Source organism: Herbidospora solisilvae (assembly GCF_009901565.1).
Taxonomy (GTDB): Bacteria; Actinomycetota; Actinomycetes; order Streptosporangiales; family Streptosporangiaceae; genus Herbidospora; species Herbidospora solisilvae.
This window is the reverse complement of sequence record NZ_WXEW01000002.1, coordinates 96236-109206: the sequence shown is the minus strand read 5'-3', so window position 1 is coordinate 109206 and position 12971 is coordinate 96236. Positions and strand designations below refer to the sequence as shown.

Genomic DNA, 12971 nt, shown 5'->3' with positions numbered 1-12971 from the left:
CCGGACATCCTGCCGAGCGGGCCGTGAACCCCACCAGTGGCCTGAAAGCCAACATATGAAAGAATCCGGCCATGCCTCACCGTGTCGCCATGCTGGTGCTCGACGACTTCGCCACCATGGACGTCGGCGTCCCCGGCCAGTTCTTCGGCATCGCCGAAGACTTCGATCGGCGGAAACTGTACGACGTCCGGACCTGCACCCCCGACGGCGGGCCGGTCCGCTGCGCCGCCGGATACGCCATCGTGCCCGACCACGACCTGTCGCTCCTCGACGACGCCGACACCGTGATCATCCCGGGCGTCCACGGCGGGCTCCCGTTCGAGGGCTCCCTCGACCCCGGCGTGGCCGAGGCGCTGAGGGCGGTGGCCGGGCGCAAGCGCATCGTGTCGATCTGCACCGGCGCTTTCGTGCTGGCGGCGGCCGGGCTGCTCGACGGTCGTCCGGCGACCACCCACTGGCGCAACGCGAACCGGTTCCGGCGGCTCTACCCCCGCGTGCTGCTCAACCCCGAGGTGCTGTTCGTCGACGACGGCGACATCCTCACCTCGGCCGGCGTGGCGGCCGGCACCGATCTGGCCCTGCACATCATCCGGTCCGACTTCGGCACCGAGGTCGCCAACCGGGTGGCCCGCCGCTGCGTGACCGCGCCGTTCCGCGAGGGCGGCCAGGCCCAGTTCATCGAACGCCCGCTGCCGCCCGCCCAGGGGGCCTCGACCGAGTCGACCCGCGCCTGGATGTTGTCCCGCCTGGCCGAACCGCTCGACCTCAACGCGCTGGCCGCGCACGCCCGGATGAGCGTGCGCACCTTCACCCGCCGCTTCCGCGAGGAGACCGGCCTGTCCCCCGCCCGATGGCTCAACCGGCAGCGCGTCGAGCACGCCCGCCAGTTGCTGGAGACCACCGGCCTGCCGGTCGACGAGGTCGCCCGGCAGGCCGGGTTCGGCACGGCGGTGTCGCTGCGCCAGCACCTGCACGCCGCGGTCGGGGTCTCCCCCATCGCCTACCGCCAGACGTTCCGGCCTCAGGCCGCCCTGCGCAGCACCACCAGCGCGACGTCGTCTTCGTGATCGGGGCGCATCATCGCGTCGATCACCCGGTCGCAGTAGGCCTCCAGGTCGTCTTCGACGGTGCCCGACAACTCCTGGAGCCGGGCCATGCCGTCTTGGAGGGTCAGGTCGCGGCGCTCCACCAGCCCGTCGGTGACCAGCACCAGCGCCTGGCCCGGTTCGAGCGTGAACCGCGCCTCGCCGGGCCGGTGCAGCCGGGCGCCGAGCAGCGGTCCCGGCATGCTCAGATAGTCGGCACGCCGGTCTGAGACCAGCAGCGGCGGCAGGTGCCCCGCGTTGCACATCACGATCTCGCCGGTCGACGGGGTGAGCAGCAGCAGCGCCACCGTGGCCAGCTCACGCGGCAGGAACCGGAGCATCAGCAGGTTGACCTGCCGCAGGATCTCGTCGAGCGGGTGGCCCTCACTGGCGTAGGCGCGCACGGCGTGCCGGATCTCGGCCATCACGGTCGCGGCGTGCAGCGAGTGCCCCATCACGTCGCCGATCGCGACCATGAGCTTGCCGCCGATCTCGATGACCTCGTAGAAGTCGCCGCCGATCTCGGCCTTCGCGCTCGCCGGGACGTAGCGGGCGGCCAGCTCGACCCCCTCGACCTCGGGCAGCGACCGGGGCAGCAGGGCCCGCTGCAGGGTGAGCGCGATGCGCCGCTCCTCGTCGATCAGCCGCAGCGCCTCCACCGCCAGCGCCACCCCCATCGAGAGCTGGCTGAGCACGTGGGCGTCGTCGTCGCCGAAGGCGAGCGCCGCCTCCACCAGCACCCCGACCGGCGGCCGGCCCTGCACCCGGGCCAGCGCGACCTTGACCTCCTCCGCCGCGACCGACGGCGCCAGCACCCCGGCCCAGTCGGACCCGGGGGTGGTGCGCATCGTCGGGCCGCGCGGCACCCCGCCGGGGTCGAGCAGCGGGGAATCGCCCGCGACCATCCCGTCGTGGTCGCAGGTGACGTAACGGCTCCCCTCCTCGGTCGGCGCGAACACGGTCGCGGGCCCGCCGAACATCCGGGACGCGCCGTCGGCCGCCGCGCGGAGCAGGTCGTCGAGGGTGCCGGCCATGTTGATGGCCAGGGTGGCGTCGGAGAGCCCGGCGAGCCGCCCGGCCAGGCGTTCGGCCTGGCGGCGGGCGCGGGCGTACCGGAGGGTGGCGTTGACCGTCGCCAGCAGCACCTCCGGTTCGACCGGTTCGACGAGATAGGCGTCGGCGCCGCGCGCCAGGCCCTGGGTCCGGTCGGTGACCCCGACCGCCGAGGCGGTCAGGTGGATCACCGGCACGGCCGCGCTGTACGGATCGGCCTTGATCCGCTCACACACCTCGAACCCCGACATGTCAGGCATGCGGACGTCGAGCAGCACCAGGTCGGGCAGCGACTCCTTGACGAGCCGGAGCGCCTCGCCGCCGGAGGAGGCCTCGACGACCGCGTATCCCGAGTGCTGGAGCCAGGTCGCGATGACGTAGCGGTTGGCGCTGATGTCGTCGACCACGAGGATTCGTTCAGGCATCGCGTCTTCCGATCTCGCCGACCGCCCGGAGCAACTCCCCCCGGGTCAGGCGGGACTTGTCCAGGGCCACGCCGTCGATCCCGGCCGTGTCGGCCGAGGTGACCACGATGACGGGGGTGGCGGCCAGCGCCGGGTCGGCGCGCAGCTCCCCGATGACCTCCTCGCCGGTCAGGCCGGGCATGCGCAGGTCGAGCAGGAGCAGGTCGGGACGGGCCCGCCGGACGGCCGCCAGGGTGGCGTAGCCGTCGGCGGCGTCCTCGATCTCCTCGGCGACCCCGTGGAGGAGGCCGCGCAGCATGGTGCGGAAGGCGGCGTCGTCGTCGGCGACGACCACCCGGCCCAGCCGGATGCGGTCGAGGCGCGGGAGGCGTACCTCGAAGACCGTGCCCTCGCCCACCACGCTGCGGACCGACATCTCGCCCCCGAGGATGGCGACCAGGCTCCGGGCGTAGGGCAGGCCGAGGCCGGTGCCCGTCACCGAGGCCTGGATGGCGCCTCTGACCTGGTGGAACTCCTCGAAGACGCGCTCGATCTCCTCGCCGGGGATGCCGATCCCGGTGTCGGAGACCCGCAGCAGCACGTGGTCGCCGTCGGCATGGGCGCCGACCCTGACCTCGCCGCGCTCGGTGAACTTCAGGCCGTTGGTGAGCAGGTTGCGCAGCACGTGAGTGAGCATCAGCTCGTCGGTCTGCAGGATCTCCACGCCGTCGGGGTCGTCGACGACCAGCGTGACCCCTTCGCGCGCCATCGGCCGCAGCGTCTCGGCGAGGCGGCGCAGCAGGCCGCGCAGCGACACGTCGACCACCTCGGGTTCAAGGCGGCCCGACTCGGCCTTGGCCAGGTCGAGCAGCTCGTTGACGAGGTTGAGCAGGTCACGGCCCGACTCGCGGATCAGCTCGGCCTGGCGGCGCTTCTCGTCGTCGAGGGGTTCGCCGAGTTCGAGCAGCATGCGGGCCAGGCCCAGGATGGAGCTGGCCGGGGCGCGCAGCTCGTGGCTGACGTTGGCCAGGAAGCGGGTCTTGGCCTCGTTGGCCTCACGCAACCGGGCCGACTTGTCCTCCAGCTCGGCGTAGAGGGCCACCACACCCTGGTTGGTGCGTTCGAGCTCCTCCGACAGCTGGGTGTAGAGGGCCATCACGCCCCGGTTGGTCTCCTCCAGCTCGTCGCGCTGCGACTGGACGTCCTCCAGCGCGGCCATCAGGTCCTGGTTCTGGGCGCGCAGTTCGTCGAGCGGACTCGTCTTGGCCAGCCCGGCCAGCCGGGCGCGCAGGTCGTGCAGCCATTCGCCGGTGTAGCGGACGCGGGGCAACCCCTTGCTCAGGATGACGTCCTCCCCCTCGCGCGAGACTTCGTCGACCAACCGGGACGCCGCCGCGAAGCCGGGGGCCGACGGGCTGATCGGGCCGTAGCCACGCACCCGGACCCGCAGCGGACCGTCGATGGAGAAGGCGATTCTCGCGCCCCCGGCCTGGCTGAGCACCTCGCGGCCGACCTCGCTCAGCGCGGTGGCCAGGCGCACCTGGTCCTGCTGGTCGAGCCCGGCCGCGTCGGCCACCACGCGGGCGCGCTGCCGCAGTGTGAACACGTCGCCCTCGCCTCTGACCTCGATCGACAACAGCTCGCCGGATGTCATGACGGCATCCTGGCGACCAGCACACCGGCGTCGTCGCGGCGGACCCCGAGGTCGCGCAGGAGGGTGCCGGCGATCACCAGGGGCCGGCGGGTGACCAGGCCCGGATAGTCGCCGAAGGACCAGCGCTGCCGCAGCCCGTCGGTGTGCATGACGATCAGTGCCCCGGGAGAAAGGGGGTAGTCGTACTGCCTGATGGCCGCCGCGCGGTGCCCGGCGATGCCCGGCAGGGAGATCAGCCCGCGGTGCTCGCCCTGGTGGACGAGCGTCGCCGCGATGTTCCCCAGCCCGGCGAAGGTGAGCGTGCCGCCCCGCGCCTGGGCGACGGCCACGGCCACGCCCCGGGTGTGGGAGATCTCACCGTGGACGTGCTTCACGAGCTGAGCGGGCGGCCCGGCGGGGGCGTCCTCGAAGGCCCGGACCGCCGCGCCCGCCGCGGAGGCGGCCAGCGGCCCGTGCCCGAGCCCGTCGCAGACCAGGAGGGTGACCGTCTCGTCGTCGGTGCGCCAGGAGTAGGCGTCGCCGCCCGTCGTCTCGCCCGGCATCGGCCGGGTCAGACCCGCGACGTCGAGCGGGCCGGCCTCCCCGATCCTGACGGCGAAGACGGTGCCGGATCCCGGCCGCGAGTAGACGTCGGACCAGTCGGACAGGCGCCTGATGGCCCCCAGGCCGATGCCCAGCCCGCCCCGGCTCGACAGACCCTCGACCGGCGGCGCTTCGAACCCGGGCCCGCTGTCGACGGCCACGATCTCGACGTGTCCGGCGCCCCGGCGGACCAGGATGGTCCCGCTGCCCGCGTGCCGGTGCACGTTGGCGGCCAGCTCGGCCGCCACGATCGCGACCTCGGCGACCCTCTGCTCCGGCAGCCCCGCCGCGGCCGCCCGGTCGACGGCCGCGCGGCGGACCGCGCCGACCGCGCTCTCCTCCGTGACGTCGATCCACACGTCGGTCAGCGGGCCCACTTGACCACCGTCACGGTGGTCCCGTCACCAGGCGCCGTCTCGATGGCGAACTCGTCGACGAGCCGGCGCGCCCCGCCGAGCCCGAGCCCCATGCCCGAACCGCTGGTGAAGCCGTCGGTCAGCGCCTGCGCGACGTCGGCGATCCCGGGGCCCTTGTCGTGGAACACGGCCTTCACGCCCTTGCGCAGCCCCTTGGTCACCTGTTCGACCACCGCGCCGCCACCCCCGCCGTAGGTGAGGGTGTTACGGGCCAGCTCGCTGGCCGCCGTCACGAGCTTGGTCTGGTCGACGAGCGACAACTTGGCCTCGACGGCCGCCGCCCTCACCGCCTGACGGACCCGGACGACGTCGGCGTCGCCGGAGATGGGAAGTTCCTGGGCGGTCATCTCGCCGCGCCACCGGCCGGGCTCAGCAGCCGGATGCCACGCTCCACGTCGAGCGCGGTCTTGATCCCGTCGAGGGAGAGCCCCAGCTCCACCAGCGTGATCGCCACCGCCGGGCGCATGCCCACGACGACCGTCTCGGCGTCGAGCACCCGCGACAGGGCCGCGATCGTGGCCAGCATGCGGCCGGTGAAGGAGTCGACGATGTCGAGGGCGGTGATGTCGATCACCACGCCGCGCGCCCCGGTCTCGACGATCCGTTCGGCCAGGTCCTCCTGGAGCGCGACGACCATGTCGTCACGCAGGTCGACCTGGATGGAGACCAGCAGCATCTGGCCGATCTTCAGGATCGGGAGGCGCTCCATCACAGGCCGCGCTTGGACATCTCGGCGGTGACGTCGACCCCGATGCGGCCCAGCGCCAGCAGCAGCGCGTCGGCCAGGGTGGCCTTGGTGGCGATGTCGCCGAACTCGATGCCGAGCGCCACGATCGTCTGCGCGATCTGCGGGCGGATGCCGGAGATGATGCACTCGGCGCCCATCAGGCGGGCCGCCACGATCGTCTTCAGCAGGTGCTGCGCGACCTGCGTGTCGACCGCCGGGACGCCGGTGATGTCGATGATCGCGTACTCGCTGCCGGTGTCGACCAGCGTCTGCAGCAGCTTCTCCATCACGACCTGGGCCCGCGCCGAGTCGAGGGTGCCGACCAGCGGCAGCGCGACGACGCCGTGCCAGAGCTTGACCACCGGGGTGGCCAGTTCGAGCAGCTGCTCGGCCTGGTTGGCGATCACCTCCTCGCGGGTCTTCGCGTAGCTCTCGAAGGTGAACAACCCCAGCTCGTCGATCACGTCGGAGAAGGCCGTGAACTCCGGTCCCACCTCGACCGACTCACGCACCGCCCTCTTGAGCGCGAACACGCTGATCGCCGTCTCACGCGGGCTGAACCCCTGCAGGGCCCGCGCCCGGGACAGGTCGACAAGGAGCGCCCGGACCTCGCCGTAGGCGGCGGAGCGGGTGTCGGCCCCGTCGGCCGTGGCCACCGCCGACAACACGGCGTCGAGGAGCTCCCGCAACTCCTTGTCGAGCTCCAGCTCCGAGATCCGTCCGCGCAACGACGCCGCCACGTCGGCCCGCCAGCGGCGGACGAGATCGTCCTCCGCCGCCCGGCACCTGTCGATGAGGTCACCGAAGGGTTCCGAGGTCATGTGCCCCTCCAAGTCGTACCGGATTCGCATTATTCGCGACCCCCACCCTAGAGAAGTCGCCGGTACTGCGACATGTTTCTGAATAGAGGCCTCCCTGTGGTAGGTCTTATGCGGTTACGAACAGAGGGAGATCATGGACAACCTCCGGGTTCACGTGGCTCCGTCGGGGGCCTACGCCGTGATCACCGTGGCCGGGGACGTCGACGCCACCACCACAGGACAACTGCACGAGGCCGTCACGCGGGCCCGGGAGATCTCGGCCCACCTGGTGCTCGACCTGGCCGAGATGACCTTCATGGACAGCGCCGGCATCCGCGTGCTCCTCGACGCCTTCCACCACACCCAGACCCAGGGCGGCAGCCTCGCGCTGACCGGCCCCCGGCCCTCACCCCGGAAGGTGATGGAACTGGTCGGCCTGGCCGACCACATCCCTATCTACGACTCGCCCGCTGAGGCTGTCGCCGCCGGCCCGGTCTGACCCGGGCGCTCTCCTCGGCCTCCCGCGCCTTGCGGCGACGCCGGCCGAGGAACCAGCCGACCCCCAGAACGGCGATGCCCAGCGGGGTCTTCGACAACCAGCGGGTCACGAACACCTGCAGAATTCTCTTCATGTGTACCGCCCCTGCCCCGGATTCCCGCAGGTAGGCCCGATGACGTGAGATGGAACGCCCTCCTGTACCCCGAGGGCGAGGTCTTCATGGCGCGGGTGAAGTGGTGCCGGAAGGTGACCGGGCTGTCGAAGCCGCAGGCGGCCGCGATCTCCTCGACCGGCGTCGTGGTGCCCTCCAGGAGCGGCAGGCTGGCGGCCACCCGCTGGGCGATGACCCACCTGAGCGGGCTGGTGCCCGACTTACGGGCGAAGTGGCGCAGGAACGACCGTTCCGACATGGCCGCCTGCCGCGCCATCTCCCGCACGGATATCGGCCCCGACAGCCTGGTCAGGGCCCATTCCATGGCCCGGCCGACCGCGTCCTCCTCGGTCGGGGTGACCGGCGTCTCGATGAACTGCGCCTGCCCGCCCTCCCGGTGCGGCGCGATGACCAGTCGCCGGGCCACGGCGTTGGCGACCGTGGGACCGTGGTCGGTCCTGACCACGTGCAGCAGCAGATCGAGCCCCGCCGCGCTGCCCGCGCTGGTGAGCACGTCCCCGTGGTCGACGTAGAGCACGTCGGGGGTGACGGTCACGGCGGGGAAGCGGGACGTGAGCAGGGGGGCGTACCGCCAATGGGTGGTCGCCGCGCGCCCGTCGAGCAGCCCCGCGGCGGCCAGCACGAACGCGCCCGAGCAGATCGAGACCACCCTGGCCCCCGCACGATGGGCGGAGCGGACGGCCTCGACGAGCGCCGGGGAGACGTCGTGGCGGACGTCGCGGACCCCCGGGATGACGACGGTGTCCGCCTGGCCGAAGGCGTCGAGGCCGTGGGAGGGCGTGATCGTGAAGCCGCCGACCACGTTCAGCGGGCCTGCCGTCTCGGCACAGACGGTGAGGTCGTACCACTCGACGCCGTCGGGGCGGGCGACGCTGAAGATCTCGACGACGCAGCCCAGTTCGAAGGGGGCCATGCCGTCGAAGGCGAGGACGGCGACACGATGGGGCATGGCGGGATATTAGCGGAAGGGGGCGTTTCCGCCACTGCTGCGGTGTGGGGTGGGTGGGGCAGGCTTTGCGGCATGTCAGCGATTCTGCGTACCCCAGCCGCCTCCCCCGCCGTAGCGTTCGCCCACTTCGCGGCCCGGCTGGCCGTCGAGACCGACGTGGCCGACGTGGCCCGTGACCTGGCTCACGGGGTGACCGGGGTTGTCGTGGTGGACGTGCGGAGCCTGGAGAGTTGGGACCAAGGGCATGTGCCTGGGGCTCTGCACATCCCCGTCAGCGAGATTCCCGCCACGACGCTGCCGTTCGATCAGGTCGTCGTCGTTTACTGCTGGGGGCCTGGTTGCAACGGGGCTCAGCAGGGCGGGGCGGCTTTCGCCCGGCTCGGGTACCGGGTCAAGGAGATGATTGGGGGGTTCGAGTACTGGGCACGGGAGGGGCTTCCCGTGGAGCGGGGGGACGGGAAGATGGAGAGGCGGGGGGTCGACCCGCTGGTGGGCGCGTGTGCCTTGCCTGGGCGTTCACCTCAGGTCGCCGAGCGTCCAGTGGGGGACGTAGGGGCGGTCGGGGGCCTTCGCGACGTGGCGGGGGCGGAGGAGAGCGGTGACGAGACGGGCTTTGAGGGTGGACATGGCGGGGTTCCCAAGGTCGTGTAGTTGAGCGGAGGCAGGTGCCCGCGGCGGCCGGGGTGCGACGTGGGGCTTGACGGTGTCACGTGCTGAGGTTCGGTTTACGGGCGGTGGGACGGCGGGGACGTCTTCATGTCGGCGACTCCCGCTGTCTCTTGGCTGCCCGGCGCCGGGCACAGTTAGAGGATGGAGGGCGGAGCTTGGGAGGGAGATGGCCTCGACTTGATGACGACTGAGAGGGCCGGTCGGGGCACTTTCACGTCCCAGGCACCCTTCTCGGTCCGATAGACTCGTCTCACACCTTCGGGGCTATAGCGCAGCTGGTAGCGCACCTCCATGGCATGGAGGGGGTCAGGGGTTCGAATCCCCTTAGCTCCACTGGTGAATGAATGGCCCGTGGTTGTTGCCCCTTCGGGGCACCTGCCACGGGCCATTCACCATTTCTGCCACACGGGGGGACGACCCCCCGAACCCCCCGATACGAGAGGGCTTCGCCCCCTCGCGCTCCCCCCGGCCGCTTCGCGTCCCGGCGTCGCTGTCGCTCCGGGTCGCTGCGCTCCTTGCGAAGGGCTCCGCCCCTCGCGCTCCCTGGACAGGCCTCGCTTCGCTCGGATCGAACTCGCTTCGCTCGGTTATCGGCCTTGGTCAACGCGCCGCTGAAGAAATGAGGGTCTTATCTCTTCCAGTTCTGACCGAATGGCCCGTATCCCTGATAGAGGGCTCTGATTCGAAGCCCTCAACCATCCTTGTCCGACACGTCTGGCCGATGCGGGACTCCGACGAAACTTGAGGATCTCAATGCTGGAAATGATCCGATCCGTGGAAGATTCGACCTTCGTACAGTACTATGAATTCTCCATCACGGATCATGGTGGGCCCGGCGACCCGGACGCGAAGTCATACGACAGTTCTTGGAATGACCGGGGCGTTGAGCCCGAATGGCTGGTGGCAGCCGACAACATGCTCATGATCACTAGTGAATTCGATGGGCACCGGCCGCGCATTCGTTTTGAAGTGTGGCCATCCGACCCAGGGCCCCGTCACGACGCAGAAGTGATCACCACCAGTTTCTATGTGAGCTCTGGATCTATCGCCATCGACGAAATGCTCACCGACACGAAAAATCTCGCCGTCGAGTTGGGGCCACCGAAAAGCAACTGGAATGTGAGAGGGCATCGGACGACACTCGTGCCGCCGGACCATTTCCCCGAGGACGCCGATGAAGAACTGGAAGCCTACCTCTTCCAGTTCTGGCCGGGTGATCCGCAGGCGCGCTAACGATCGACCGAAGAGAGGTGGCTCGACAACTCGCTTCGCGTGGCCGAGTCATCAACATTTTTGTCGGTCGGTATCTGCCGTCTTGCTTATCCAGAGCTTTGCCGTCAACGTTGCGCCTCACCCAGAACGTCAGAGGACTCGTCGGCTTCTCAGGAGTCCGTTTGCTCTCCGAGCCTCAGCGGCGTCGGCTTGGGGCCGAAGAGGTCTCGCCATTCAATTCCAAGAATACGATGGCGCAGGTCCAGCCCAGTCGTTTGCTGTCGTTGACCATACGGCGGACGATGATGAGGTTCTGCATTAGGGCCGCAGCCTCGGTCCACGCATCGGCGTACGCGGCCTGGCCGAAGACCTTAGTCTGCGGGCGTAGACACAGCTGCATGCAGGAGACCGCCGTCACGCAGCCCGACCGAAGGCAGAATATCCTCGGCGATGGCCACGACGTGATCCTGGTCAGGTACACCGTTACTGGGACAGGCGGCGCAACAGTTCCGCGTCGCGCTGAGCGACCTCAAGGGGCGATGGCCCGCACTGCGCTCGTCTGACGACGGGGAATTGTCTGGAGAGCGCATGATCGTGAGAAGGTTCCGATCGCCCTGGTGCCGTCCAGATCCTGTCATCCGTGGGACACCGCGAGCCAGTTGGATGAGTTCGAGTAGATGAGCGTTAGCTCCACTGGTGAATGAGTGGCCCGTGGTTGTCGCCCCTTCGGGGCACCTGCCGCGGGCCATTCACCGTTTCTGCCACACGGGGGGACGACCCCCCGGCCCCCCGATACGAGAGGGCTTCGCCCCCTCGCGCTCCCTGGGAAGGCCTCGCTTCGCCGAGGTGTAGTCGTTGCCCGCCACGACCAACACGTTACCGAAGCGAACAACCTCCGCAGAGCGGCGGCGAATAGCGCAGCAGGTCCATTGACGGCGGTGTTTTTCGAGACACCGCCGTTTCCGACTGTCGGGTGACGTGAAGGAACAGAGCAATGGGGTAGGTCGGCGCGTCGGAGGCCACCGCCGGTCCCACATCCGCATCGATGTAGCGTTTCCGACCGAATCCCACTTCACCGGACCCACCGGGTTGGCAGGAGGCCGACCAGGGGGCGACGCGGTCAGCAAACATTTGCAAAGGCCTCCGGGTGTAGGACGTTGCCAGGTTACGAGGGAACCCACGAAGGCCACCAAGGGAGAACACAATCACCTGGAGTGCCCTTGGTGGCCAAGTCGTACACGGTCATGGCTACGGGTCCGGCGAAGGAGCCAGCAAGGGTGAGAGGGAGCAGTATGCAGGTCGGCCATAAACGCCCGGCCAGCCATGGCAGCCGGGTCAGCAAGTGGAATGCCTGCGCGGCGAGCGCCGACAACACCGAGACGAACGGAAAGATCACGATCCGGCTCAGAGACCAGACCGCACCGGCGAAGTTCTGGCCGGCGCTCAGGTCGCCCAGGCAGTAGTACTCCGCGCGAGCTACCAGGTGAATATCGAGCAAGGTCCCGAACGTCGCGCACGCGATGGCGACGAGCGTGGAGAGCCCGCATCCGAAGGTCCAGTGGTGGACCTCGGGCGCTTGTGGTGTTCTCCGTTCCGTCACGGCGCCATCAAAGCAGACGTGTATGGGGGGAAGGCGCGCAGTTGGTGTGCATTCGGTGCAGAGAGTGCACGTCTCAGCCGCCATCATTCATAAGGCATGTCGATCCGGATGGCCGAGTTCGAGTAGGCGAGCGTTAGCTCCACTGGTGAATGAATGGCCCGTGGTTATTGCCCCGTCGGGGCACCTGATCGGGGTCGCCTATGGCGGCTCACACGTTTTGAGCGGGCCTCCTTTTTCGACGTCTCGCCAGTACTGATGCGATCCCTCTAGGCGCCGATCCGTTGTGCAAGTTCCTCTTTATCAGGCGTGGGCGGCCGCTCGATGCCTGTGTGGTGATTGCGGAGCTGGTCTGATGTCGTCCTCTCGGCTTCGAGCAGCGCGTTGGCGGCTTCTGCGGCCTGGCAGCGTTGGGTGTGTTCGCGGGCCAAGCCGATCGCAGTCGGGCACGGGAAGCGATGACGTGGCTACGGCTGGGCCGGCTCGTATGGGTGTGGCCGACGTCGCCCAGTTCGACCGCCACCGTGACGATATATCGACTCACACCTCGGAGAGATATCTTTTATCCGAGAGTCCTGCCGTCTGCAAGGTGCCATCGTCATCAAAACTCAAATTAACACCGGAGCGGCAGACTCTCAACCATTCCTCCCCCGGCACATATGGCTCACACCATTCCACGTCTTCGTTCACTTTTCGCATGTATGCCATGACATGCGATAGCTTCGGCGTGTGGAAGGCCCCGCCCGAACCAATCGGCGACGGCAAAGTGAGATCTCCTCTGGGCTCGACCATGATAAGCCAGAGTACATTCGCATCAGAAAATCCCAGTTGCACATCCCGGAATGCATATATGGGACACGCCCCGTCGGTCATCCCGTCGGGGGGCTCCATCTGTCGCAGAACCTCATCCAACGACATCCCCAGGGTGACGAAACCGAGTCTGCCGGTCCGAGCGAACTCGAATACCTGAATCATCTCACTCATTGAACTGATCCATTAGCGTCATGATGTCCACAAGATCTGGCTGAGGTTTCGATACATCCAGTTCATATGAATATGTTGGGGACGCCCTCGCCGAGGGCTGATGCCTATTTACCGGCTCACCATGGCCACCACGGCGCCGAGTATCGCCTGCTGCTGTTCTCTCCGCGA

Annotated in this window: 13 protein-coding genes, 1 tRNA gene and 1 pseudogene; 5 read left to right on the top strand and 10 right to left on the bottom strand. The window is 68.8% G+C overall.

Annotation, left to right across the window (positions count from 1 at the left end; translation table 11 throughout):
* The first annotated feature begins 71 nt into the window (after positions 1 to 71).
* Complete coding sequence (locus GT755_RS06260; RefSeq protein ID WP_161478785.1) at positions 72 to 1067, top strand: GlxA family transcriptional regulator; 996 nt, start codon at positions 72 to 74, stop codon at positions 1065 to 1067.
* On the opposite strand, the gene GT755_RS06255 is transcribed toward GT755_RS06260, so the two are convergent.
* Genes GT755_RS06255 through GT755_RS06230 form a run of 6 tightly spaced genes read right to left on the bottom strand, consistent with a single transcriptional unit; the run spans position 1022 to position 6742 of the window.
* Positions 1022 to 2563: a fused response regulator/phosphatase gene (locus GT755_RS06255; protein WP_161478784.1), complete on the bottom strand. Its 1542-nt coding sequence runs from the start codon at positions 2561 to 2563 to the stop codon at positions 1022 to 1024. The genes GT755_RS06260 and GT755_RS06255 overlap by 46 nt on opposite strands.
* Positions 2556 to 4196: an ATP-binding protein gene (locus GT755_RS06250; protein ID WP_161478783.1), complete on the bottom strand. Its 1641-nt coding sequence runs from the start codon at positions 4194 to 4196 to the stop codon at positions 2556 to 2558. The genes GT755_RS06255 and GT755_RS06250 overlap by 8 nt, the downstream gene beginning before the upstream one ends.
* Positions 4193 to 5155, bottom strand: coding sequence for an ATP-binding protein (locus tag GT755_RS06245; RefSeq protein ID WP_161478782.1), 963 nt, complete (start codon positions 5153 to 5155; stop codon positions 4193 to 4195). The genes GT755_RS06250 and GT755_RS06245 overlap by 4 nt, the downstream gene beginning before the upstream one ends.
* The gene (locus GT755_RS06240) at positions 5143 to 5541 is read right to left on the bottom strand and encodes an anti-sigma regulatory factor (RefSeq protein WP_161478781.1); all 399 of its coding nucleotides are present in this window, start codon (positions 5539 to 5541) and stop codon (positions 5143 to 5145) included. Before GT755_RS06240 ends, GT755_RS06245 begins: the two co-directional genes overlap by 13 nt.
* Positions 5538 to 5903, bottom strand: coding sequence for an STAS domain-containing protein (locus tag GT755_RS06235; protein WP_161478780.1), 366 nt, complete (start codon positions 5901 to 5903; stop codon positions 5538 to 5540). The genes GT755_RS06240 and GT755_RS06235 overlap by 4 nt, the downstream gene beginning before the upstream one ends.
* Positions 5903 to 6742, bottom strand: coding sequence for an STAS domain-containing protein (locus tag GT755_RS06230; RefSeq protein ID WP_161478779.1), 840 nt, complete (start codon positions 6740 to 6742; stop codon positions 5903 to 5905). The genes GT755_RS06235 and GT755_RS06230 overlap by 1 nt, the downstream gene beginning before the upstream one ends.
* Positions 6743 to 6875: 133 nt before the next feature.
* Here GT755_RS06230 and GT755_RS06225 point away from each other — a divergent pair, with 133 nt between their 5' ends.
* Positions 6876 to 7220, top strand: a complete 345-nt coding sequence (locus tag GT755_RS06225; RefSeq protein ID WP_161478778.1) for an STAS domain-containing protein — start codon at positions 6876 to 6878, stop codon at positions 7218 to 7220.
* On the opposite strand, the gene GT755_RS41525 is transcribed toward GT755_RS06225, so the two are convergent.
* Both GT755_RS41525 and GT755_RS06220 read right to left on the bottom strand, forming a co-directional pair.
* Positions 7174 to 7353, bottom strand: a complete 180-nt coding sequence (locus GT755_RS41525; protein ID WP_353051382.1) for a DUF6203 family protein — start codon at positions 7351 to 7353, stop codon at positions 7174 to 7176. The two genes, GT755_RS06225 and GT755_RS41525, sit on opposite strands and share 47 nt — an antisense overlap.
* 52 nt (positions 7354 to 7405) lie before the next feature.
* A pseudogene (locus GT755_RS06220) lies at positions 7406 to 8341 on the bottom strand (helix-turn-helix domain-containing protein); the annotation flags it as partial.
* A 72-nt stretch (positions 8342 to 8413) separates the two neighbouring features.
* Here GT755_RS06220 and GT755_RS06215 point away from each other — a divergent pair.
* The 3 genes from GT755_RS06215 (at position 8414) to GT755_RS06205 (ending at position 10243) form a co-directional block, all read left to right on the top strand.
* Positions 8414 to 8992: a rhodanese-like domain-containing protein gene (locus GT755_RS06215; protein ID WP_161478776.1), complete on the top strand. Its 579-nt coding sequence runs from the start codon at positions 8414 to 8416 to the stop codon at positions 8990 to 8992.
* A gap of 278 nt (positions 8993 to 9270) precedes the next feature.
* Positions 9271 to 9343, top strand: a tRNA-Ala gene (locus GT755_RS06210).
* 420 nt (positions 9344 to 9763) lie between these two features.
* Positions 9764 to 10243 carry a hypothetical protein gene (locus tag GT755_RS06205; RefSeq protein WP_161478775.1) on the top strand — a complete coding sequence of 160 codons (480 nt, stop codon included), beginning with the start codon at positions 9764 to 9766 and terminating at the stop codon, positions 10241 to 10243.
* Positions 10244 to 11387: 1144 nt separating this feature from the next.
* Here the strand turns inward: GT755_RS06205 and GT755_RS06200 are convergent.
* Positions 11388 to 11822 carry a hypothetical protein gene (locus GT755_RS06200; RefSeq protein ID WP_161478774.1) on the bottom strand — a complete coding sequence of 145 codons (435 nt, stop codon included), beginning with the start codon at positions 11820 to 11822 and terminating at the stop codon, positions 11388 to 11390.
* A gap of 537 nt (positions 11823 to 12359) precedes the next feature.
* Positions 12360 to 12803, bottom strand: a complete 444-nt coding sequence (locus GT755_RS06195) for a hypothetical protein (protein WP_161478773.1) — start codon at positions 12801 to 12803, stop codon at positions 12360 to 12362.
* Positions 12804 to 12971 lie beyond the last annotated feature (168 nt).